At 72.3% G+C, this 21,957-nt stretch carries 16 protein-coding genes and 1 pseudogene; 4 read left to right on the forward strand and 13 right to left on the reverse strand.

Annotation, left to right across the window (positions count from 1 at the left end):
- Positions 1 to 10: 10 nt before the first annotated feature.
- Positions 11 to 792, forward strand: a pseudogene (gene ppk2, locus J2S66_RS05085) (polyphosphate kinase 2).
- A 325-nt stretch (positions 793 to 1,117) separates the two neighbouring features.
- Here the strand turns inward: ppk2 and J2S66_RS05090 are convergent.
- The 5 genes from J2S66_RS05090 to J2S66_RS05110 all read right to left on the reverse strand — a co-directional run bounded on the left by J2S66_RS05090 (position 1,118) and on the right by J2S66_RS05110 (position 5,422).
- Positions 1,118 to 2,218, reverse strand: a complete 1,101-nt coding sequence (locus J2S66_RS05090) for an ABC transporter permease (protein WP_310304338.1) — start codon at positions 2,216 to 2,218, stop codon at positions 1,118 to 1,120.
- The gene (locus J2S66_RS05095; protein ID WP_310314666.1) at positions 2,215 to 3,378 is read right to left on the reverse strand and encodes an ABC transporter permease; all 1,164 of its coding nucleotides are present in this window, start codon (positions 3,376 to 3,378) and stop codon (positions 2,215 to 2,217) included. Before J2S66_RS05095 ends, J2S66_RS05090 begins: the two co-directional genes overlap by 4 nt.
- A 5-nt stretch (positions 3,379 to 3,383) precedes the next feature.
- Complete coding sequence (locus J2S66_RS05100; RefSeq protein WP_310304340.1) at positions 3,384 to 4,322, reverse strand: ABC transporter ATP-binding protein; 939 nt, start codon at positions 4,320 to 4,322, stop codon at positions 3,384 to 3,386.
- On the reverse strand, positions 4,276 to 4,737 hold the full coding sequence (locus J2S66_RS05105) for a universal stress protein (RefSeq protein WP_310304342.1): 462 nt from the start codon (positions 4,735 to 4,737) through the stop codon (positions 4,276 to 4,278). The genes J2S66_RS05100 and J2S66_RS05105 overlap by 47 nt, the downstream gene beginning before the upstream one ends.
- Positions 4,738 to 4,813: 76 nt before the next feature.
- The gene (locus tag J2S66_RS05110) at positions 4,814 to 5,422 is read right to left on the reverse strand and encodes a DoxX family membrane protein (RefSeq protein ID WP_310304344.1); all 609 of its coding nucleotides are present in this window, start codon (positions 5,420 to 5,422) and stop codon (positions 4,814 to 4,816) included.
- A gap of 270 nt (positions 5,423 to 5,692) precedes the next feature.
- Here J2S66_RS05110 and J2S66_RS05115 point away from each other — a divergent pair, with 270 nt between their 5' ends.
- The 3 genes from J2S66_RS05115 to J2S66_RS05125 all read left to right on the forward strand — a co-directional run bounded on the left by J2S66_RS05115 (position 5,693) and on the right by J2S66_RS05125 (position 10,539).
- The gene (locus J2S66_RS05115; protein ID WP_310304346.1) at positions 5,693 to 8,062 is read left to right on the forward strand and encodes a phosphoketolase family protein; all 2,370 of its coding nucleotides are present in this window, start codon (positions 5,693 to 5,695) and stop codon (positions 8,060 to 8,062) included.
- On the forward strand, positions 8,062 to 9,219 hold the full coding sequence (locus J2S66_RS05120) for an acetate/propionate family kinase (RefSeq protein ID WP_310304349.1): 1,158 nt from the start codon (positions 8,062 to 8,064) through the stop codon (positions 9,217 to 9,219). The genes J2S66_RS05115 and J2S66_RS05120 overlap by 1 nt, the downstream gene beginning before the upstream one ends.
- A 165-nt stretch (positions 9,220 to 9,384) precedes the next feature.
- Entirely contained in the window at positions 9,385 to 10,539 is a 1,155-nt protein-coding gene (locus J2S66_RS05125; protein ID WP_310314668.1) for an MFS transporter, read from the forward strand.
- A gap of 45 nt (positions 10,540 to 10,584) precedes the next feature.
- On the opposite strand, the gene J2S66_RS05130 is transcribed toward J2S66_RS05125, so the two are convergent.
- From J2S66_RS05130 to J2S66_RS05165, 8 genes are all read right to left on the reverse strand, one after another.
- Entirely contained in the window at positions 10,585 to 10,920 is a 336-nt protein-coding gene (locus J2S66_RS05130) for a cupin domain-containing protein (RefSeq protein WP_310304351.1), read from the reverse strand.
- Complete coding sequence (gene narI / locus J2S66_RS05135; protein ID WP_310304353.1) at positions 10,917 to 11,687, reverse strand: respiratory nitrate reductase subunit gamma; 771 nt, start codon at positions 11,685 to 11,687, stop codon at positions 10,917 to 10,919. Before narI ends, J2S66_RS05130 begins: the two co-directional genes overlap by 4 nt.
- The gene (gene narJ / locus J2S66_RS05140) at positions 11,684 to 12,319 is read right to left on the reverse strand and encodes a nitrate reductase molybdenum cofactor assembly chaperone (protein WP_310304355.1); all 636 of its coding nucleotides are present in this window, start codon (positions 12,317 to 12,319) and stop codon (positions 11,684 to 11,686) included. The genes narI and narJ overlap by 4 nt, the downstream gene beginning before the upstream one ends.
- Positions 12,316 to 14,010 (reverse strand): nitrate reductase subunit beta, encoded by a 1,695-nt coding sequence (narH, locus tag J2S66_RS05145; RefSeq protein ID WP_310304358.1) that lies wholly within the window; start codon positions 14,008 to 14,010, stop codon positions 12,316 to 12,318. Before narH ends, narJ begins: the two co-directional genes overlap by 4 nt.
- The gene (locus J2S66_RS05150) at positions 14,010 to 17,711 is read right to left on the reverse strand and encodes a nitrate reductase subunit alpha (RefSeq protein ID WP_310314671.1); all 3,702 of its coding nucleotides are present in this window, start codon (positions 17,709 to 17,711) and stop codon (positions 14,010 to 14,012) included. The genes narH and J2S66_RS05150 overlap by 1 nt, the downstream gene beginning before the upstream one ends.
- 160 nt (positions 17,712 to 17,871) lie before the next feature.
- The gene (pflA, locus tag J2S66_RS05155) at positions 17,872 to 18,597 is read right to left on the reverse strand and encodes a pyruvate formate-lyase-activating protein (RefSeq protein WP_310304360.1); all 726 of its coding nucleotides are present in this window, start codon (positions 18,595 to 18,597) and stop codon (positions 17,872 to 17,874) included.
- Positions 18,597 to 20,843, reverse strand: a complete 2,247-nt coding sequence (gene pflB, locus J2S66_RS05160; protein ID WP_310304362.1) for a formate C-acetyltransferase — start codon at positions 20,841 to 20,843, stop codon at positions 18,597 to 18,599. The genes pflA and pflB overlap by 1 nt, the downstream gene beginning before the upstream one ends.
- Positions 20,840 to 21,877: a zinc-dependent alcohol dehydrogenase family protein gene (locus J2S66_RS05165; protein ID WP_310304364.1), complete on the reverse strand. Its 1,038-nt coding sequence runs from the start codon at positions 21,875 to 21,877 to the stop codon at positions 20,840 to 20,842. The genes pflB and J2S66_RS05165 overlap by 4 nt, the downstream gene beginning before the upstream one ends.
- Positions 21,878 to 21,957: the final 80 nt, after the last annotated feature.

A 21,957-nucleotide genomic window follows, 5' to 3' on the forward strand; every position in this document is an offset into this window, starting at 1 on the left:
CCGCAAGCGGTTGCGGCGCACGGCCTACGAGGCCGAGCTGCGCCGCTTGCAGGCCGAGCTGGTGAAGGTGCAGGAATGGGTGCGCGTCGAGGCATCCGGCTGGTGGTCGTGTTCGAGGGACGGGACGCGGCGGGCAAGGGCAGCACGATCAAGCGGATCACCGAGCACCTCAACCCGCGCGTCGCCCGCATCGCCGCGCTGCCCGCCCCGACCGGACGCGAGCGCACGCAGTGGTACTTCCAGCGCTACGCCGCCCACCTGCCCGCCGCCGGCGAGGTCGTCCTGTTCGACCGCAGCTGGTACAACCGCGCCGGCGTCGAGCACGTCATGGGCTTCTGCACGCCGGAGGAGCACCACAGGTTCCTGCGGCAGTGCCCGCAGTTCGAGCGGATGCTCGTCGACGACGGCGTGCTGCTGCGCAAGTACTGGTTCTCGGTCGGCGACGCCGAGCAGGAAAGGCGCTTCCGACGCCGCCTCGACGACCCGATGCGGCGTTGGAAGCTCTCCCCGGTCGACATCGACTCGATCACCCGCTGGGAGGACTACTCCCGCGCCAAGGACGAGATGTTCGTCCACACCGACATCCCCGAGTGCCCCTGGTACGTCGTCGACAGCGACGACAAGCGCCGGGCCCGCCTCAACACGATCGCCCACCTGCTCTCCACGCTGCCCTACTACGAGGTGGAACCACCGGACTTCCACCTGCCGGCCCGCCCCACGCCCACCGGCTACCGCCGCACCGACCGCGCCCTTCAGACCTACGTCCCCGACCACGCCGCGTCACTGGGCTGAGCCCACGCTCCCGGTAGGAGGCCCGTGCTCCGACCGGCAGCGTCGAGTTCTTCCCCTCCTGCACGTCGTCATGCAGGCGATGACCGACGACGCCGTGCTGCCGGTTCGCCGCCCGCACGGCCTGCGGCCTGGTCGCGCTCGTCGAGCTGTTCCCGAAGGGCGACGACCCGTTGTCCGGAGTCGGTGCCCCAGCGTTGGAGTTGTCGATGTCAGTCGGGGCACCGAGCCCGGTTGCCCTCCGGACCCGCTCGCCCGGGGCTTTGGGGAGGCCGCGCTCCGGTTGCGCGACGCGCGCGGCCTGCCGGGGTCGGGGGCGTCGCGCACATCAGGCGGTCAGCGCCCGGCGCAGCCGCCACGCGCCCAGCGCGTACAGCACCACCGCGAACCCGGCCAGCACGCCGACCTCGGGCAGCACGTCCAGGAGGCCGCCGTGCCGGGCCAGTTCGGTGAACCCCTGGTTCGCCCACGCGTGCGGGGTGAACAGCGACGCGGTGCGCATCGCGTCGCCGAACAGCTCCAGCGGGACCATGCAACCGCCCAGGGCCGCCGTGAGCATGCCGAGCGCCAGCCCGAGGCCACCGGCCTGCTGCTCGGTGCGGGTCACCGAGCCCAGCAGCATCCCGGCGCCGCCCGCGACGAACGCGAACGCCAGCAGCAGCGCCCCCGCCCCCAGCGGGTCGCCCCACCGCACGCCGAACAGCAACGACGACCCGGTGACCACCACCGCGCCCTGGAGCAGGGCCACGGCGACCCGGCCCAGACCCTCGCCGACCACGATCGCGCCGGTGCCGGCGGGGGTGGACAGCATGCGTCGCGACACCCCGAGGCGCCGGGTCTCCACCAGCGCGACGGAACTGGTCAGCGTGGTGAGGAACACGAACAGCAGCAGTTGCGCCGAGGCGGTCAGGTCGAACGGGCCCACGTCGGCGGGGAAGGCGGCCTCACCGGAGGTGGTCACCCGCACCTCGACGACGGGCACCCGCGAGGAGTCCACCAGTGCCAGGGCCGCGTCCTCGTCCACACCGGTCTGCCGGGCCGTGAACCGCGCCGCCGCCAACCGCGCCGATTCCCGCGCCAGCACGTCGGACGCGGCCAGCCGCACCTGCTGCCCGGTGTTGTCCTGGCGCGCCACGACCCGCAGCTCACCGGGGGAGGCGACCAGCCCGGCACCCAGCTCCCCGCGCTCGACCGCGGCCCGGAGCGCGGTCTCGTCCTCGTACTCGGTGACCGCGAGGTCCGCGGCGCGCAGCTCCGACAGCAGGTGCTCGCCACCCGCGACCACGCCGAGCTTCGGTGCGCTCGTGCCGCCGAACGCCAGGCCCAGCACGAACACCATGAGCAGCGGCAGCACGAACAGGAAGAACAGGCCGGTGCGGTCCCGCAGCACCCGCTTGAGGTTCCCGCCGGCGATCACCAGTGCCGTCACCACCGCACGGCCCTCCTCGTCAGGGCGCCGGCCACGCCGAAGCCGGCCAGCGCGAACACCAGCAACGCCGTCACCGACGGCCACACCCCCGCCACGCCGTCCGCCGCGAGGTCGGCCAGCCCGGCGAGGAACCACCGGTGCGGCGAGGCGAGGCTCACCGCGGCCAGCGGCCCCCCGACCTGGGCGATCGGGATGAACGTCCCGCCCAGCGCGCCCAGCGCCACCGCGAGGACGGCCTGCCACCCGCTCGCCTGCTCGGCGGTGCGGGCGACGGAAGCGACCACCGCGACCAGACCCGTCGCGGCCAGCACCCCCGAGACCACGAGCAGGGCCACACCCACCGGCGGGCCCCAGTGCGCGCCGATGGCGAGGCTGGTCGCGACGACCAGCACGCCCATGCTGACCAGGCCGATGGCGCAGCTGGTCAGCAGTTTGCCGACCAGGATCGACGACGGCCGCAGCGGTGCGGCCAGCAACCGCGCGAGCGTGCCGTCCCGGCGTTCGTCGAGCAGGCTGGTGACCCCGAACTGGACGCTGAAGAACAGGAAGAACACGGCCATGCCGGCCGCGTAGTAGGTCGTGGGGTCCAACTCGCGCCGCGGCGCGGGGTCCTCCACCACGGGCAGGGGGTCCGGCTCCGCCGCGACCAGGCGGGCCAGTTCGGCGGGGTCGACCGACGAGCCACCCCGTCGTGCGGCTTCGACGGCCACCCGGACCGAGGTGAGCCGGTCGGTGAACGACCGCGCGATCGACGCCGCGACCCGCGTGCCGAGCGGGGCGTCCACGTCGCCGACCACCTCGACGGCCGCCGCACGACCGGCGGCCAGGTCCGGGGACAACCCCGCGGGCAGCAGGAACGCCGCCGCCACGTCGCCGGCGTCCACCAGCCGTCGCGCCTCGTCCGCCGAGCCCGCCGGCCGCACCTCGACCGCGCCGCCGTCCTGCGCGCCGCGCAGCGCGTCCGCGAACGCCGCCGCGACCGGACCGCGGTCGTCGTCGACCACCGCGTAGCGGAACGGCCGGGGGTCGGTGACGCCGCCGAGGACCAGGTTCAGCAGCAGGGTCAAGCCCAGCGGCAGCAGCAGCGCGTACAGCAGCACGGAGCGGTCGCGTGACCGTTCCCGCAGGTCCTTGGCCGCGATGAGCAGGGCGTGCCGCATCGCGCTCACCCCCTCAGCGCCTTGCCGGTGAGGTGCAGGAAGACCGTCTCCAGGTCGGGCTCGGAGACCTCCACCGAGCGCACCACCACGCCGTCGGCGCGCACCGCGGCCAGCACGTCCGGCAGGCACGCGCTCGCGTCGTCCACCACCACGTCGAGTTCCCGGTCGTGCGCGGCGGTCGCCAACACCCGCGGGAGGCCACCGACCGCCCGCACCGCCGCGTCCGCGTCACCCTGCACGACCAGCGAGATCCGGTCGTGCTCGCCGAGGCGGTCGACCAGCTCCCGACGCGTGCCCTCGGCGACCAGCCGTCCGGAGTCGATGATGCCGACCCGGTCGCACAGCCGCTCGGCCTCCTCCATGTAGTGCGTGGTGTAGAGGATCGCCAGGCCCGAGGCGGCCAGCTCGCGGACGTTCTCCATGATCGCGTTGCGGCTCTGCGGGTCCACCCCGGCCGTGGGCTCGTCCAGCACCAGCAGTTCCGGTTCGTGCAGCAGGCCGATGCCGACGTTGAGCCGCCGCTTCATGCCGCCGGAGTAGGTCTTGGCAAGGTCCTTCGCCCGGTCGGTGAGCCCGACGACGTCGAGCACGTGGTCGACCCGTCGTGCCGCGGCCCGTCCCGACAGGCCGTAGAGGCGGGCGAAGAACCGCAGGTTCTCCCGGCCGGTCAGGTCGGGGTAGAGGGCGAGTTCCTGGGGCACGTAGCCGATGCGGCGCTTGGCCGTCGCGTCGCGCGTGGTCAGTCGGTGACCGGCGACGACGACCTCGCCGGCGTCGGGCTCCAGGATGCCGACCACCATCGAGATCGTCGTCGTCTTGCCCGCGCCGTTCGGGCCGAGCAGGCCGTAGGTCTCACCGGCCGCCAGTTCGAACGACACGTCGTCCACGGCGACCAGGTCACCGAAACTCCTTCGCAACCGCGCGCAGGCGAGCACCGGTGCCATCGTCGCCTCCTCCGGCCGGGACCACGACGACCGGGCACGGCGCGTGCCGCACGCAGTACGTGATGACCGAACCCACCACCGCCACGTCCCCGCGCTGGTACTCGTGGCCGCCGAGCACCACGGTGTCGGCGCCTTCCGCCAGGCCCACGAGCGCGGGACCGGCCTCGCCGTCCACGACGATCTCCTCGATCCGCGCGTCCCGCACCGGCCCCAGCTTCGCCACGGCCTCGTGCAGCACCCGCCGGTGCGCGGTGTGGAAGGCGTTCCCGCCCCCGCAGACCTCCGGGTGCATCCGGCACACCGCCACCGCCAGCACGGTGTCGCCGCTTCCGGCGTGCCGCACCGCCCACTCCAGGGCCGCCGCGCTCGCCGGCGAGGCGTCCACGCCGACGACGATCTTCCTCGTTCCGCTCATGATCACGTCCTCCGGTTCTCGGATCGGTTCGAACGCCTCGGAGCGGGCGGGCTGTGCCCGCCCGCTCCCGGGTGCGTCACCGCAGCCAGGTGTGGTCGCGGACCACCGGCAGGGTCGCCCACCAGCGGGCCAGGCCCCGGGTGGCGCCGGCGGTGGTGAGGGCGACGGCGATCAGGGCGAGGGCGTAGACGACGTGGTAGTCGATGACGGGGTTGGTCGACATGCTGGGCTCGCCGGCGGAGGTGAACCGGGCCAGGGGCCATTCGGCGGCCCACATGAGCAGCATCATCAGGGTGCCGGCGGCGGCGGCGGGGCGCAGGGCGATGCCGGCGGTGACGGCGAGGCCGATGGCGAGCAGGCCGAGCATGAACAGCCAGTCCGCCCACCAGGCGCCGGCGATGGCGTGGAAGGTGGACTCGAACGGGCCGACGGCGACGCGGCCGAGGAAGCCCTTGGTGGGCGAGCCGCCGTTGATCCACGCGCTCGCCGACTTGGTGGCGTAGCCGAGGCCGAACAGCTTGTCGAGGAAGGCCCACAGGAACACGGCCCCGGTGGCGATGCGCAGGACCGCGAGCGCCCCGGCCCCGGTCCCGGCGCGGACCGCCGTCGTGGCGGCGACCGCTCCGCCGGTGGTGGCGGTGGTGGTGGTGCGGGCGGCCTTGCGGGGGTGGGCGATCGAGGTCATGGCTCTCGTCTCCTTCTGCTCTGGTCCGTGCTGTGCTCTCGTCCTCGGTTCAAGCTTCGTGCCGGCGGCGGTCGGGCGACGCGGGCGAAAGTCCCCGATCACCCGGGACGTCCGGCGCGTCCCGGCGGTCGGCCGCATCCCGGACCCGTGGCACGGAACCCGGTTCAGGGTCGAAGGTCCCGGTCGGGTCGGGGACGCCGGTCTCTGGGACGGGATCGATTCCGACGGCAGTGTTGGCGTCAGCACCCCGACACCCACAGGAGAAGCGAGATGTCGCAGACGGAAACCACCGCCCCGGACCTGGACCTGGCTCTGGTCGACGCCTACTGGCGCGCCGCGAACTACCTCTCGGCGGGCCAGATCTACCTGCTGGACAACCCGCTGCTGTCCACGCCGCTGACCCCCGAGCACATCAAGCCGCGCCTGCTGGGGCACTGGGGCACCACGCCGGGCCTGAACTTCCTCTACGCCCACCTCAACCGGGTGATCAACGCCCGGTCGCAGGAGGTCCTGTTCGTGACCGGTCCGGGTCACGGCGGTCCGGCGCTGCTGGCCAACACGTGGCTGGAGGGCTCCTACACCGAGACGCACCCGAGCGTGTCCCGCGACGGCGAGGGCATGCGGGCGCTGTTCCGCCAGTTCTCCTTCCCCGGCGGTGTGCCCAGCCACGTGGCGCCGGAGGTCCCCGGGTCGATCCACGAGGGCGGCGAGCTGGGCTACTCGCTGGCGCACGCGTTCGGCGCGGCGTTCGACAACCCGGACCTGGTCGTGGCGTGCGTGGTCGGCGACGGCGAGGCCGAGACCGGTCCGCTGGCGGCCAGCTGGCACGGCACGAAGTTCCTCAACCCGGCGCGGGACGGGGCGGTGCTGCCGATCCTGCACCTCAACGGCTACAAGATCGCCAACCCGACCCTGCTGGCGCGCATCCCGCACGAGGAGCTGGACTCCCTGCTGCGCGGCTACGGCTACGCCCCCCACTACGTGGAGGGCACCGACCCGGCGGTGCTGCACCCGCGCATGGCGCAGGTCTTCGACGAGGTGTTCGACGAGATCCGGGCCATCCAGGACGCCGCGCGGTCCGGTGGGACCGAACGCCCGCGGTGGCCGATGATCGTGCTGCGCACCCCCAAGGGGTGGACCGGTCCCGCCGAGGTGGACGGGGTGCCGGTGGAGGGCACGTGGCGCTCCCACCAGGTGCCGCTGGCCGGGGTGCGGGACAACCCCGCCCACCTGGCCCAGTTGGAGGCGTGGCTGCGCTCCTACCGGCCCGAGGAGCTGTTCGACGAGCAGGGACGACCGACGGCCGAGCTGTTGGGGTTGGCGCCGCGCGGTGAGCTGCGGATGGGGGCGACCCCGCACGCCAACGGCGGTCTGCTGCTGCGCGACCTGCGCATGCCGGGCACGACGCCCTACGCGGTGGAGGTCGTGAAGCACGGCACCACGGCCTCGGAGCCGATGCGGGTGCTGGGGCGGATGTTGCGCGACGTGATGGTCCTCAACGCGCGGGAGAAGAACTTCCGGGTGTTCGGCCCGGACGAGACCGCGTCCAACCGGCTGGACGCGGTGTTCGAGGTGACCGCGAAGCAGTGGCTGGCCGAGAAGCTGCCCACCGACGAGCACCTGGAGGCGGACGGCCGCGTGGTGGAGGTGCTCTCCGAGCACCTGTGCCAGGGCTTCCTGGAGGGCTACCTGCTCACCGGGCGGCACGGGGTGTTCAACTGCTACGAGGCGTTCATCCACATCGTGGACTCGATGTTCAACCAGCACGCCAAGTGGCTCAAGACCCACCGCGAGATCGACTGGCGCCGCCCCGTGGCCTCGCTGAACTACCTGCTCTCGTCGCACGTGTGGCGGCAGGACCACAACGGCTTCTCGCACCAGGACCCCGGGTTCATCGACCACGTGATGAACAAGAAGGCCGAGGTCGTGCGCGTCTACCTGCCCGCCGACACCAACACCCTGCTCTCGGTCGCCGACCACTGCCTGCGCAGCCGCGACTACGTCAACGTCGTGGTGGCGGGCAAGAACTTCACCCCGGACTGGCTCGGCCCGGAGGAGGCCGCGCTGCACTGCGCCTGCGGCGCGGGCATCTGGGAGTGGGCGGGCACCGACGACGGCCTGACCGAGCCGGACGTGGTGCTGGCCTGCGCCGGCGACGCCCCGACGCTGGAGGTCATGGCCGCCGCCGCGCTGCTGCGCGAGCACCTGCCCGAGCTCAAGGTCCGCGTGGTCAACGTCGTGGACCTGATGCGCCTGCAACCCGACACCGAACACCCCCACGGCATGCCCGACCGCGAGTTCGACGCCCTGTTCACCCCCGACAAGCCGGTGATCTTCGCCTACCACGGCTACCCCTGGCTCATCCACCGCCTGACCTACCGGCGCACCAACCACCACAACATCCACGTCCGCGGCTACAAGGAGGAGGGCACGACCACCACGCCGTTCGACATGCTCGTGCTCAACGACCTCGACCGCTACCGCCTGGTCACCGACGTCATCGACCGCGTCCCCGGTCTCGGCGTCAAGGCAGCCGGCCTGCGCCAGCGCATGACCGACCAGCGCGCCCGCCACCACACCCACATCCGCGAGCACGGCGAGGACCTGCCGGAGATCCGCGACTGGACCTGGCCGTACTGATGGACGTGCTGGTGGTCAACGCGGGCTCCTCCAGCCTGAAGCTGACCGTGCTCGGCCAGGACGACACCGTCCTGGCCGAGCACCACGTCGAGCGGTGGGACGGGAACGCCCTCGACCTGGACCTCGACCTGCCGCCCGTGGACGCCGTCGGTCACCGCGTCGTCCACGGCGGCGCCCGCTTCACCGGACCGGTCGTGATCGACGCGGACGTGCGCGAGGGGATCGCCGCCCTGACCGACCTCGCGCCGCTGCACCAACCACGCGCCCTTGCGGGCATCGACGCGGCCCGCGCCCTGTTCCCGGACGTGCCGCACGTCGCGTGCTTCGACACCGCCTTCCACGCCACCCTGTCCCCGGTGGCCTCGACCTACCCGCTGCCGGAGGAGTGGCGCGCCCGCTGGGACCTGCGCCGCTACGGCTTCCACGGCCTGTCCCACGCCTACGCGTCCCGTCGCGCGGTCGAGCTGACCGGCTTGCCCGGCGCCCGCGTCGTGACCTGCCACCTCGGCGCCGGCTGCTCCCTGGCCGCCGTCCGCCACGGCCGCTCGATCGACACCACCATGGGGTTCACCCCGCTCGGCGGCCTGCCCATGGCCACCCGCAGCGGCGACCTCGACCCCGGGCTGCTGCTGCGCCTGCTCCACCACCTCACCGCCGACGACCTCGCCGACGGCCTCGCGCACCGCTCCGGCCTGCTCGGACTCTCCGGCCACGCCGACCTGCGCGACGTCCACGAGGCCATCGCCGCCGGCTCCCACGACGCACACCTCGCGCTCGACGTCTTCACCCACCGCCTGTGCCAGGGCATCGCCGCCATGGCCGCGTCCCTGGGAGGCCTGGACGTGCTGGTCTTCACCGGCGGCATCGGCGAGCACGACCCCGTCGTGCGGGCCCGCGCCGTCGAGGGGCTCGCGTTCCTCGGCCTGCGCCTCGGCCCGACCCGCAACGCCGCCGCCGCGCACGGCGACACCCGGATCACCTCGGACACGTCCACCGCCTCCGCCTGGGTCGTGCGGGCCCGCGAGGACGTCCAGGTCGCCGCCGGTGTCCGGCAAGCCCTGCGGGCACTCCCGGAGTCCTCTCCGGACACGGCTCCCGATCCCGCGCACCGGGGACCTTCGTCCCAGGGCGCGGTCCCACGAGTGGGTGCACCCTGACACCCGTGCCCACGACGGCAGGTCACCGAGGTGCGGGCGCGGGCGGTCCGAGGTGTGATGAAGACCGATGACGGCACGCCAGGCAGAGGAGTGACTCTCGTGGGAACCCGCACGTCGCCGCCCGTCGCGGGGCGGTCCGCCGGCACGGCCGGTCGTCGCACGTTGATGCTGACCCTGGCCACTCTCGGGTTCGTGGTGAACTTCTGGGCCTGGGCGCTGCTCAGCCCGCTCGGGCCGCTGTTCAAGGACTCGCTCGGGCTCAGCGCGTTCCAGCAGGCACTGCTCGTGGCGGTACCGGTCGTGGTCGGCTCGATCGGGCGCATCCCGGTCGGCGCGCTGACCGACCGCTTCGGCGGACGGGTGATGTTCCCGCTGGTGTCGGCGGCGACCATCGTCCCGGTGCTGTTCCTCGGCGTGTGGGGCCACTCCTCACTGCCCGCGCTGTTGATCGGCGGCTTCTTCCTCGGCATCGGCGGCACGACCTTCGCCGTCGGCGTCCCGTTCGTCAACTCCTGGTTCCCGCCACGACGACGCGGACTGGCCATCGGCGTGTTCGGCGCCGGCATGGGCGGCACCGCGATCAGCGCGCTCACCACCGTCGCGCTGGTGGACGCCGCCGGCATCACGACACCGTTCACCGTCACCGCCGCCGTACTCGCCCTCTACGCGGTGGCCGCCGCCCTGCTGCTGCGCGACGCCCCCGACCGGACCGTCCCCGCCGGATCACCCGCACGCCGACTCGCCGAAGCCGCCCGCCTGCCCGTGACCTGGCACGCCTCCGCCCTCTACGCGGTGGCCTTCGGCGGCTACGTCGCCTTCTCCGTCTACCTGCCCGCCTACCTCAGGACCGCCTACGGCCTGACCCAGTCCGACGCGGCCAACCGCATGGCCGGGTTCGTGCTCCTCGCCGTCGTCATGCGCCCCCTGGGCGGCTGGCTGTCCGACCGGCTCGGACCCGTACGCGTGCTGACCGCCTCACTCGGCGTCGTCACCGCCGGCGCCGCACTCCAGTCGTTCACCCCCGCCCTGATGCCCCTGGGCACCATCGCCTTCCTCGCCATGGCCGCCGCGCTGGGCGCCGGCAGCGGAGCCGTGTTCGCCCTCGTGGCACTGCTCGTCCCACCCAACCGGGTCGGCTCCGTCACCGGCGTGGTCGGCGCCGCCGGCGGCCTGGGCGGCTTCGTGCCCCCGCTGGTCATGGGCGCCCTCTACGGCGCCGTGTCCTCCTACGCACTCGGACTGGCCGCCCTCGCCGCCGTCGCCGCCACCGCACTGCTGTTCACCACCACCACCGTCCACCGCGCCACGAAAGAACGGTGAACCGCGTGCGGGTGCCGGAACCCGGCACCCGCACGGCGGGTCCGCTCAGCGGAGTGCGACGGTGAGCAGGACGACGCTGTCGGCGAGGGCGGTCAGACCGTGGCGGGCCCGCGGGATGGGGGCGAGGTCGCCGGCGTCGAGCGCCTGCCGGTGGTCGTGGGTGTGCAGTTCCACCCGTCCGCTCAGGACCTGGAGGGTGGCGGCCGGGGGCGCGTCGTGCTCGGCCAGTTCGGCTCCGTCGATCAGCGCGATGAGGGTGGCGCGCAGCGAGGTGCCGGTCACCAGCGTCCTGGCGGCGCGGTGGGAGTGGTGCCCGCGGGCTTCGTCGAGCAGTTCGGCGGCCAGGGTGTGGACGTGTGCGACGTCGGGGTGGTCGGTCATCGCGTGCGCTCCCAACCGCGCCGGGGTGCACGACTGCCCAGTCGTTCGTCCCGGCTGCGGTAGACGATGTAGGGACGGGTGAGGTAGCCCAGGGGCATGGAGAACACGTGCACCAGTCGGCTGAAGGGCCAGAACGCGAACAGCACCCACGCGGACAGGGCGTGCAGCTGGAACCCGATCGGCGCGGCGGCCATCAGGCCGGGCTGGGGATCGAAGTAGAAGATGGAGCGGAACCAGGGGGAGACCGTCTCGCGGTAGTCGTGGGGGTGCTCGGTGAGGTTGCCCAGCACGGTGGTGCCCAGGCCGAGCAGGATGGTGCCCACCAGCAGCACGTACATGACCTTGTCGTTGCGGGTGGTGGCGGAGAACACCGGGCCGACGGTGCGGCGGCGGTAGACCAGGATGGCCGCGCCGGCCAGCGTGCAGACCCCGGCGAGCACGCCGAGCACCACGGCGACCACGTGGTAGGCGTCATCGCTGATCCCGACGGCCTCGGTCCACGACTTGAGCACGAGCAGGCCGCCGACGTGGCCGATCAGGACGACCAGGATGCCGAAGTGGAACAGCGGGCTGCCCAGCCGCAGCAGCCGGTTCTCGTAGAGCTGGGACGACCGGGTGGTCCAGCCGAACTTGTCGTAGCGGTAGCGCCAGACGTGGCCGAGGACGAACACGGCGATGGACACGTAGGGCACCACCACCCACAGCATGACGTCCAGCGTGCTCGACGACGCCGTCGCGACGTCCTGGGCGACGGACGACGGGGTCATCGGGGGCCTCCTTGGGGCATGTACTCGGGAGGGGCGAAGGGGGCGAGGCCGACTTCCTCCTCGGGAGGTCCTTCGGCGGCCAGTCGGGCGATCGCCTCGTGCTCGTGCCTGCCCAGGGACGGCAGGGTGGCCGACACCGACTCCAGGACGTGCGCCCACGGTGAGCCGGCCTCGTGCAGGCCCAGGCGGATCAGCTCCAGCCCGGCCCGGTGCTCGGTCATCAGCCGGAGGCCGACCACCGGGTCGCCGGTGGCGGCGAACTCCAGCACCACCGCCAGGTGGTCGGGCAGTTCGCCGTCGTCGAGCTCCAGCCCGGCGGCGCGGTAGGCGTGCTTGAAGCGCAGCAGGGCCATGCCGCGCTTGCGCGTGTCGCCGTAGGCGAAGTAGGTCAGGTACGGGCTGAACCGCTTGCGGTGGTCGAAGGTCGCCACGTAGTCCGCGGCCAGGTCGATCTGCGGTGTGGCCTCGGCGTGCTCCAGGAACGCGGTCAGCGGTGCGGCGAGGGCCGCTGGCAACGTCCCGGTCGCCGCGCGCAGCAGCGGCAGCCGCGCCACCGCCTCCTCGTCGGGGTAGCCCATCAGCAGCGACTGGACCTGCCAGGCGGTGGCGCGGTGGGCGTCGGTGGTCGTCATGGCTTCGGGTCCACCTCGCCGGTCGGGTCGCCGCCGCCCGGGCGTTCCGTCGGCGGGAACAGGCCTTCCGGGCGGCCCTTGCCGTCCCAGTTGAGCAGGTTGACGCGGTTGCCCTTGTCGACCGGGGCGGCGAGGGTGTCGCTGGTCTGCCGGTCGCGCAGCATGCGGAAGTTCTCCACGGCGATCGGGGAGGCCCCGCCGGAGTTCTCGCCGAACGGGCCGGAGCCGCCCATGCCGGGGCCGCCCTCGTAGTCCAGGCTGCACTCGGTGGCCAGCTCCTCCAGGCCGTGGGCCTGCTCGGCGTGGGCGGGCGGGATGACGTAGCGCTCGTCGTACTTGGCCAGCGCGAGCAGCCGGTACATGTCGTAGACCTGCTCGCCGGTCATGCCCACCTCGGTCGCGACGGTCTCGCGGGGTTCGCGCCCGAGGTTGATGTCGCGCATGTAGCTGCGCATCGCGGCCAGGCGGCGCAGCACCGCGTTGACCGGTTCGACGTCACCCGCGGTGAACAGTTGCGCGAGGTACTCCACCGGGATGCGCAGGGCTTCGATGGCGGCGAAGAGGTTGCCGTGGTCCTCGGCGTCGTGGCCGGTGTCGCGGACGACGTCGACCACCGGCGACAGCGGCGGGATGTACCAGACCATGGGCATGGTGCGGTACTCCGGGTGCAGCGGCAGGGCCACCTTGTACTCGTTGATCAGCGAGTGGATCGGGGAGCGCTGGGCGGCCTCGACCCAGTCCCGGGGGATGCCCGCCTTCTCGGCATCGCGGACCACGGCCGGGTCGTGCGGGTCGAGGAAGACCTGCCGCTGCGCCTCGTAGAGGTCCTGGTCGTCCGGGGTCGACGCGGCTTCCAGGACCTTGTCGGCGTCGTAGAGGACCAGACCGATGTAGCGCAGCCGTCCCACGCACGTCTCCGCGCACACTGTCGGGATGCCGACCTCGATGCGGGGGAAGCAGAAGGTGCACTTCTCGGCCTTGCCGGTGCGGTGGTTGAAGTAGACCTTCTTGTAGGGGCAGCCGGTGACGCACATGCGCCAGCCGCGGCAGCGGTCCTGGTCGACCAGCACGATGCCGTCCTCGCTGCGCTTGTAGATCGCCCCGGAGGGGCAGGAGGCCGCGCAGGAGGGGTTGAGGCAGTGCTCGCAGATGCGGGGCAGGTAGAACATGAAGGTCTGCTCGAACTCGAACTTCACCTTGTCGGCGATGCCCTTGAGCAGGGGGTCCTTGTCGCCGTGGTCGGGTGAGCCGCCGAGGTTGTCGTCCCAGTTGGCCGACCAGGTGATCTTCGTGGGTTCACCGCTGATCAGCGACCGGGGGCGGGCCACCGGGGTGTGCTCCTGCAACGGCGCGCTGGTGAGGTTGTCGTAGTCGTAGGTCCAGGGCTCGTAGTAGTCGTCCAGGGCGGGCAGCTTCGGGTTGCTGAAGATCGTGAGCAGCTTGCGCAGCCGCCCGCCACCCTTGAGCTTGAGCCTGCCGCGCTTGTTGAGCGCCCAGCCACCGCGCCAGCGCTCCTGGTCCTCGTAGGTGCGCGGGTAGCCCTGTCCGGGGCGGGTCTCGACGTTGTTGAACCAGACGTACTCCACCCCGGTGCGGTTCGTCCACGCCTGCTTGCAGGTGACCGAGCAGGTGTGGCACCCGATGCACTTGTCGAGGTTCATCACCATCGCCATCTGCGCCATGACCTTCATCAGTACTGCACCTCCTGGCCGCGGCGGCGGATGACGGTGACCTCGTCGCGCTGGTTGCCGGTCGGTCCGAGGTAGTTGAAGGCGAACGACAGCTGCGCGTAGCCGCCGATCAGGTGCGACGGTTTGACCAGCAACCGGGTCAGCGAGTTGTGGATGCCGCCCCGTTTGCCGGAGGTCTCGGAGCGGGGGACGTCGATGAGCCGGTCCTGGGCGTGATGCATGTAGACGGTGCCCTCGGGCATCCGGTGGGACACGATGGCGCGGGCGACGACGACGCCGTTGCGGTTGACCGCCTCGATCCAGTCGTTGTCGGCCACCCCGACCTTGGCCGCGTCCTCCTTGGACATCCAGATCGTCTGTCCGCCCCGGGACAGGCTGAGCATGAACAGGTTGTCCTGGTACTCCGAGTGGATCGACCACTTGCTGTGCGGGGTCAGGTACCGGACGGTGATGCCCAGCTCGCCCTGCTCGCCGACGCGGGGCTCGTCGAACAGCGCGTGCATGTCCAGCGGCGGCCGGAACACCGGAAGCTGCTCGCCCAGCTCGGCCATCCAGTCGTGGTCGAGGAAGAAGTGCTGGCGGCCGGTGAGGGTGTGCCAGGGCTTGAGGCGCTCGACGTTGATGGTGAACGGCGAGTAGCGGCGCCCACCGGTCTCCGAGCCCGACCACTCCGGCGAGGTGATCACCGGGACGGGGGCGGACTGGGTGTCGGCGAAGGTGATCCGCTTGCCCTCGTGCTCGGCGGCCAGGTCGGCCAGCGGTGTGCCGGTGCGCTGTTCGACGGTGCGGAACCCCTGGGTGGCCAGGTGGCCGTTGGTGGTCCCGGAGAGCGCGAGGATCGCCTCGCAGGCGTGCACGTCGCGCACCAGCGACGGGCGGCCGTCGGCGGGGCCGCCGCGGACGGCGCCGTTCTTGTGCCGCAGGTACTCCACCTCCTGCTCGACCCGGAAGGTGACGCCCTTGGTGGTCGCGCCGAGCGAGTCGACCAGCGGGCCCAGCGCCCCCATCTTCGCCGCGATCGCGGTGTAGTCGCGCTCCACCACCGTGATCCTGGGCATGGTGACACCGGGCACCGGCTCGCACTCGCCGGCCTTCCAGTCGCGCACCACGCCGTGCGGGGTGGCCAGCTCGTCGGGGGTGTCGTGCAGCAGCGGGGTGGCCACGACGTCCTTGCGGGTGCCGAGGTGGTCGGCGGCGAGCCCGCTGAAGGCCTCGGCGATGGCCTGGAACGCCGCCCAGTCGGTGCGGGTCTGCCAGGGCGGCGCGATGGCGGGGTTGAACGAGTGCACGAACGGGTGCATGTCGGTGGTGTTCAGGTCGTGCTTCTCGTACCAGGTGGCGGCGGGCAGCACCACGTCGGAGAAGATCGTGGTGCTGGTCATCCGGAAGTCCAGCGACAGCAGCAGGTCGAGCTTGCCGACCGGCGCCTCGTCGTGCCAGACCACCTCCTTCGGCCGGGCCCCGGGCGGGGTCTCCTCCGCGCGCAGCGAGTTGTCGGTGCCCAGCAGGTGCTTGAGGAAGTACTCGTTGCCCTTGCCCGACGAGCCGAGCAGGTTCGCCCGCCAGATGCTGAGCACGCGCGGGAAGTTCTCCGGCGAGTCGGGGTCCTCGCAGGCGAACCGCAGCCGCCCGGCCTTCAGCTCCGACACCACGTGCTCACCCGCCGGCACGCCGGCGCGCTCGGCGTCGTCGGCCAGGTCCAGCGGGTTGCGGTCGAAGGTCGGGTAGGAGGGCATCCAGCCCATCCGCGCGGACTGGGCGATCACGTCCGCGGTGGTCCTGCCCGCCAGCTGCCCGCCGGCCGTGGCGGCGGCCAGGGTGTCGGCGCCGAACCGGTCGTAGCGGAACTGGTCGGTGTGCAGGTACCAGTAGGCGGTCTGGATCATCTGCCGCGGCGGGCGCGACCAGTCCAGCCCGAACGCCAACTGCGACCAGCCGGTGATGGGGCGGCACTTCTCCTGCCCCACGTAGTGCGCCCAGCCGCCGCCGTTGACGCCCTGGCAGCCGGTGAGCGTGGTCAGCGCCAGGAACGCCCGGTAGATGGTGTCGGAGTGGAACCAGTGGTTGGTCCCCGCCCCCATGATGATCATCGACCGGCCGCGGGACTCCTCGGCGTTGGCCGCGAACTCCCGCCCGATGCGCGCCGCGGCCTGCGCGGGCACCCCGGTGATGACCTCCTGCCAGGCCGGGGTGCACGGCTGCCCGGCGTCGTCGTAACCGGTGGGCCAGGTGCCGGGCAGGCCCTCGCGGTGCACGCCGTACTGCGCCAGCAGCAGGTCGAACACCGTCGTGACCAGGTGCCCGCCGACCCGGCGCACCGGCACCCCGCGCAGCAGCGCGGCCGTCGAGCCGTCGAGCGCGTCGAAGCGCGGCAGCTCCACCACCACCGACTCCCCGTCCCGGACCGACAGCAGCGGGTCGACGTCGCCCAGGTCCAGGTTCCAGCGGCCCGCGCCCTGCTCCCCGTAGCGGAAGCCGAGCGAACCGCCGGGCACCACGGGCTCGCCGGTGGCCGCGTCGAGCAGGACGGTCTTGAACGCCGCGTGCTCCTGGTCGGCGTGGTCGGGCAGGTCGGCGGCGGTGAGGAACTTGCCCGGCCGGTGGACCTCGCCGTGCGCGTCGAGCCGGACCAGGAACGGCAGGTCGGTGTAGCGCTTCACGTAGTCGGTGAAGTACGGCACCTGCCGGTCCACGAAGAACTCGCGCAGCACCACGTGCCCCATCGCCATGGCCAGCGCGCCGTCGGTGCCGGGCCGGGCGGCCAGCCACTCGTCGGCGAACTTGACGTTGTCGGCGTAGTCGGGCGCCACCGCGACCACCTTCTGACCCCGGTAGCGCGCCTCGGCCATCCAGTGCGCGTCCGGCGTGCGGGTCACCGGCAGGTTCGACCCCCACATGATCAGGTACCCGGCGTCCCACCAGTCGCCGGACTCGGGCACGTCGGTCTGGTCGCCGAACACCTGCGGCGAGGCCACCGGCAGGTCGGCGTACCAGTCGTAGAACGACAGCATCGTCCCGCCCAGCAGCGACACGAACCGCGCGCCGGAGGCGTGCGAGACCATCGACATCGCGGGGATCGGCGAGAAGCCCGCGACCCGGTCGGGCCCGTAGGTCTTGATCGTGTGCACGTGCGCCGCGGCGACCATCTCGGTAGCCTCGTCCCAGGTGGCCCGGACCAGGCCGCCCTTGCCGCGGGCCGCCTTGTAGCGGCGTGCCCGCTCGGGGTCCTCCACGACCTCCGCCCAGGCCAGCACGGGGTCACCGGTGCGCCGCTTGGCCTCGCGGTACATCTCCAGCAGGACACCGCGGACGTAGGGGTAGCGCACCCGGGTGGGCGAGTAGGTGTACCAGGAGAACGCCGCTCCGCGTGGGCAGCCGCGCGGCTCGTACTCCGGCCGGTCCGGACCGACCGAGGGGTAGTCGGTCTGCTGCGCCTCCCACGTGATGATCCCGTCCTTGACGTAGACCTTCCACGAGCACGACCCGGTGCAGTTCACCCCGTGGGTGGAACGCACCACCTTGTCGTGGCTCCACCGGTCCCGGTAGAACTCGTCCGCCTGCCGCCCCCCGATCTGGTGCAGCGTCCGCAGGTCCCGCGACACCTCCGCCCTGGTGAAGAACCGGCGGGTGCGCACCAGCGCCTCGGTCAGTCCGGTGTCCAGGCCGACCTCGCGGGCCGGGGGACCGCCTTCGGTGTTCACGGGGTTCACGGGTGGGGCTCCTCTGGCAATCGCGGGTGGTTCTGATCGACAGGGTGGTCCCGACCCTAGCCCCGGTCCGGCGAGCGCGCAGCGGTGAGCGGCCCGGAGCGGCGGTCGACGCCACGCCACCCCGGACCCGGTGTGCCGGCCACCTGCCTGATCAGGCGGGCAGGCCGTGCGCCAGGAACTGGCCGCGGACCCGCTCGACCAGCTCCGCGTCGGGCGTCGGGGTGTCGGCGAGCCGGAAGGGCAGGCCGATGGCCTCGTACTTCGGCGCGCCCATCTTGTGGAACGGCAGCACGTCCACGCGCTGCACCGACTTCAGCGTGGCCACGAACGCCGCGATGCCCTCGACGTTGGCCGCGTCGTCGGTCAGCCCCGGCACCAGCACGAACCTGATCCACATCGGCGTGCCCAGGTCGGACAGCCGCCGGGCGAACTCCAGGGTGGGGCCGACCTCGCCGCCGGTGACGTGCCGGTAGGTGGCGGGGTCCCAGGACTTGATGTCGAGCAGCACCAGGTCGGTGTCGGCCAGCAGCTCGTCCGACGCCCGCGCGCCGAGGAAGCCGGAGGTGTCCAGGGCGGTGTGCAGGCCCATCTCCTTCACGGCGTGCAGCAGCTCCGCGGTGAACGCCGGTTGCAGGAGCGGTTCGCCGCCGCTGATCGTGACGCCACCGCCCGCGACCTCGATGAAGCGGCGGTACTTCGCGATCTCGGCCACGACCTCCTCGACGGTGACGCGCCGCCCGTACCGCTCGAACCTCGTCTCCGGGTTGTGGCAGTACAGGCAGCGCAGCGGGCACCCGGCGGTGAAGACGACGAACCGGGTGCCGGGGCCGTCCACCGCGGTGGCGAGGTCCCAGGAGTGGACGGCCCCGGTGGTCATCACAGCGACCCGTGGAAGGTGCGGTTGACGACGTCGCGCTGCTGCTCCGGCGTCAGGCGCACGAAGTTGACCGCGTAGCCCGACACGCGGATGGTCAGCTGCGGGTACTTCTCCGGGTGGGCCATGGCGTCGAGCAGCACCTCCCTGTTGAGCACGTTGGCGTTGAGGTGGAAGCCGCCGGCGTCGACGTAGGCGTCGAGCACGCCCACCAGGTTGGTCACCCGCTCCTCGGGCGTCCTGCCGAGACCGTTGGGGGTGATGCTCGCGGTGAGCGAGATGCCGTCCCGCGCGGCGTCGTAGGGCAGCTTGGCCACCGACAGCGCCGCCGCGACCAGGCCGTGCCGGTCGCACCCGTTCATCGGGTTGGCGCCGGGCGCGAACGGCTCGCCCGCGCGCCTGCCGTCCGGTGTGTTGCCGGTGTGGCGGCCGTAGACGACGTTCGAGGTGATGGTCAGCACCGACTGCGTGTGCACCGCGTCCCGGTAGGCGGGGTAGCGCCGCACGAGGGCCATGAAGTCCTCCACCAGGCCGACGGCCAGGGCGTCCGCGCGGTCGTCGTTGTTGCCGTAGCGGGGGAAGTCGCCCTCCGTGGCGAAGTCGACGGCCAGCCCGGTCGCGTCGCGGATGACGCGCACCTTGGCGTGCTTGATCGCCGAGAGGCTGTCCGCCACCACCGACAGGCCCGCGATGCCGCACCCGAGCAACCTCTCGACCGGGTGGTCGTGCAGGGCCATCTCGATGCGCTCGTAGGCGTACTTGTCGTGCATGTAGTGGATGATGTTCAGCGCTTCGACGTAGGTGCCGGCCAGCCAGTCCATCGTCTTGTCGAACGCCGCGCGCACGGTCGCGTAGTCCAGGTACTCGCCCGTCACCGGCTCGGTCGCGGGCGCGACCTGCTCGCCGCTCACCTCGTCGCGACCGCCGTTGATCGCGTACAGCAGGGCCTTGGCCAGGTTGACCCGGGCCCCGAAGAGCTGCATCTGCCCGCCGACCCGCATCGCGGACACGCAGCAGGCGATCGCGGTGTCGTCGCCGTACCGGGGCCGGATCAGCTCGTCGCTCTCGTACTGGATGGAGCTGGTGTCGATCGAGACCTGCGCGCAGAACCGCTTGAACCCCTCCGGCAGCGCCGGCGACCACAGCACGGTCAGGTTCGGCTCCGGGGCCGGACCGAGGTTGTAGAGGGTCTGGAGGAACCGGAAGCTGGTCCGCGTGACCAGCGGCCTGCCGTCCTCGCCGATGCCGCCGATGCTCTCGGTCACCCACGTCGGGTCCCCGGAGAACAGCTCGTCGTAGGCGGGGGTGCGCAGGAACCGCACGATCCGCAGCTTGACCACCAGGTCGTCGACCAGCTCCTGCGCCTGCGACTCGGTCAGCAGACCGGCGTCGAGGTCACGCTGGAGGTAGACGTCCAGGAACGTGGAGGTGCGGCCCAGCGACATCGCGGCGCCGTTCTGCTCCTTCACCGCGGCCAGGTAGGCGTAGTACAGCCACTGCACGGCCTCGCGCGCGGTGCGGGCCGGGCGGGAGACGTCGTCGCCGTAGGCGGCGGCCATCTCCTTCAGCTCGCCCAGCGCCCTGATCTGCTCGGCCAGCTCCTCCCGGTCGCGGATCACCGCTTCGGTGGACGGCACGGTGTCGATCGCGGCGCGTTCGGCGCGCTTGGCCTCGATCAGCCGGTCCACGCCGTACAGGGCCACGCGGCGGTAGTCGCCGATGATCCGACCGCGCCCGTAGGCGTCGGGCAGGCCGGTGATGACCCCGGCGCGGCGGGCGCGCTTGATCTGCTCGGTGTAGGCGTCGAACACGCCGTCGTTGTGGGTCTTGCGGTACTTGGTGAAGACCTCCTTCACGAACGGGTCCAGCTCGTAGCCGTACGCCTTCAGGCTCGTCTCGACCATCCGCAGGCCGCCGTTGGGCATGATCGCCCGCTTCAGCGGCGCGTCGGTCTGCAACCCGACGATCAGCTCGTTGTCCCGGTCGAGGTAGCCGGGGCGGTGCGAGGTGATGGTGGACGGCGTGTGCACGTCCACGTCGAGGACGCCGCGCCTGCGCTCCTCGGCGAACATCCCGGCCAGGTCCCGCCACAGGCCCGCCGTCCGCTCCGTCGGCCCTTCGAGGAACCCGGCGTCGCCGGTGTAGGGCGTGTAGTTGTCCTGCACGAACCCGCGCACGTCGGTCGCGTGCCGCCAGTGCTCGCCCAGGAACCCGGCCCACGCCTCCAGCCGCTCGGCCACCGCGGTCATCGCGTCAACACCACCTTCAGCGCGCCGGTCTCCGCCGACCGCGCGAACACGTCGTAGGCCAGGTCCATCTCGTCCAGGGCGAAGTGGTGCGTGGCGAACCGGGCGGCGTCCAACCGCCCCGCGGTCAGCATCCGCAGCAGCGCGGGGGTCGACACCGTGTCCACCAGACCGGTCGTGATCGTCACGTTCCTGATCCACAGGTCTTCGAGGTGCAGCGTGGCGGCCTTGCCGTGCACGCCGACGTTCGCGACCCGCCCGCCGGGGCGGATCAGCCGCGTGCACAGCTCGAAGGTCTCCGGCACGCCGACGGCCTCGATCGCCACGTCCGCGCCACGTCCGCCGGTCAGCTCCGCGATCGCGGCCTCGACGTCGTCCGACGCGAGGACGGTCGCGTCCGCGCCGAACTGCTTGGCCGCGTCCAGCCGCGACTGCGCCAGGTCCACCGCCACCACGAGGCCGGGGCTGAACAGCTTCGCCGTCTCGATCGCGGCCAACCCGATCGGGCCCGCCCCGAGGACGACCACCGACTGGCCGGGGCGGACGCCACCGCTGAGCACACCCACCTCGTACGCGGTGGGCAGGATGTCCGACAGCATCACCGCCGCGCCGTCGTCGACGGCGTCGGGCAGCAGGTGCGTCGAGGTGTCCGCGAACGGCACCCGCACGTACTCGGCGTGCGTGCCGTCCACGGTGTGGCCCAGCACCCAGCCGCCGCCGCCCAGGCACTGGCCGTAGACGCCGGTCCGGCAGTACTCGCACCGCCCGCACGCGCTGATGCACGACACCAGCACCCGGTCGCCCGGCTTGATCGCGGTGACCGCCGCGCCGACCCGCTCGACCACACCCACGGCCTCGTGCCCCAGCACGCGGCCGGGCGTCACCTCGGGCACGTCGCCCTTGAGGATGTGCAGGTCCGTGCCGCAGATCGTGGCCGCGGTGACCCGCACGACCGCGTCGGTCGGGTCGACCGGTTCGGGGTCCGGCACGTCCTCCCAGGCCCGACGGCCGGGTCCGTGGAACACCATCGCCTTCATCGTGTCCTCCTCCTGCTGCACTCCCCTCCGACGATGCCCCGGTGGGCGCGGCCGGGACAGGGCCCCGGGTCCCGGACGTC

This window comes from Saccharothrix longispora, assembly GCF_031455225.1.
Taxonomy (GTDB): Bacteria; Actinomycetota; Actinomycetes; order Mycobacteriales; family Pseudonocardiaceae; genus Actinosynnema; species Actinosynnema longispora.

Excerpts from the sequence above, each read along its gene's own strand:
- narI (WP_310304353.1), bottom strand. The coding sequence starts at position 11,687 with ATGACCCCGTCGTCCGTCGCCCAGGACGTCGCGACGGCGTCGTCGAGC.
- J2S66_RS05115 (WP_310304346.1), top strand. The coding sequence starts at position 5,693 with ATGTCGCAGACGGAAACCACCGCCCCGGACCTGGACCTGGCTCTGGTC.
- J2S66_RS05125 (WP_310314668.1), top strand. The coding sequence starts at position 9,385 with ATGCTGACCCTGGCCACTCTCGGGTTCGTGGTGAACTTCTGGGCCTGG.
- J2S66_RS05130 (WP_310304351.1), bottom strand. The coding sequence starts at position 10,920 with ATGACCGACCACCCCGACGTCGCACACGTCCACACCCTGGCCGCCGAA.
- J2S66_RS05100 (WP_310304340.1), bottom strand. The coding sequence starts at position 4,322 with ATGGCACCGGTGCTCGCCTGCGCGCGGTTGCGAAGGAGTTTCGGTGAC.
- pflA (WP_310304360.1), bottom strand. The coding sequence starts at position 18,597 with ATGACCACCGGGGCCGTCCACTCCTGGGACCTCGCCACCGCGGTGGAC.
- J2S66_RS05165 (WP_310304364.1), bottom strand. The coding sequence starts at position 21,877 with ATGAAGGCGATGGTGTTCCACGGACCCGGCCGTCGGGCCTGGGAGGAC.
- narJ (WP_310304355.1), bottom strand. The coding sequence starts at position 12,319 with ATGACGACCACCGACGCCCACCGCGCCACCGCCTGGCAGGTCCAGTCG.
- pflB (WP_310304362.1), bottom strand. The coding sequence starts at position 20,843 with ATGACCGCGGTGGCCGAGCGGCTGGAGGCGTGGGCCGGGTTCCTGGGC.
- J2S66_RS05105 (WP_310304342.1), bottom strand. The coding sequence starts at position 4,737 with ATGAGCGGAACGAGGAAGATCGTCGTCGGCGTGGACGCCTCGCCGGCG.
- narH (WP_310304358.1), bottom strand. The coding sequence starts at position 14,010 with ATGAAGGTCATGGCGCAGATGGCGATGGTGATGAACCTCGACAAGTGC.
- J2S66_RS05110 (WP_310304344.1), bottom strand. The coding sequence starts at position 5,422 with ATGACCTCGATCGCCCACCCCCGCAAGGCCGCCCGCACCACCACCACC.
- J2S66_RS05095 (WP_310314666.1), bottom strand. The coding sequence starts at position 3,378 with ATGCGGCACGCCCTGCTCATCGCGGCCAAGGACCTGCGGGAACGGTCA.
- J2S66_RS05120 (WP_310304349.1), top strand. The coding sequence starts at position 8,062 with ATGGACGTGCTGGTGGTCAACGCGGGCTCCTCCAGCCTGAAGCTGACC.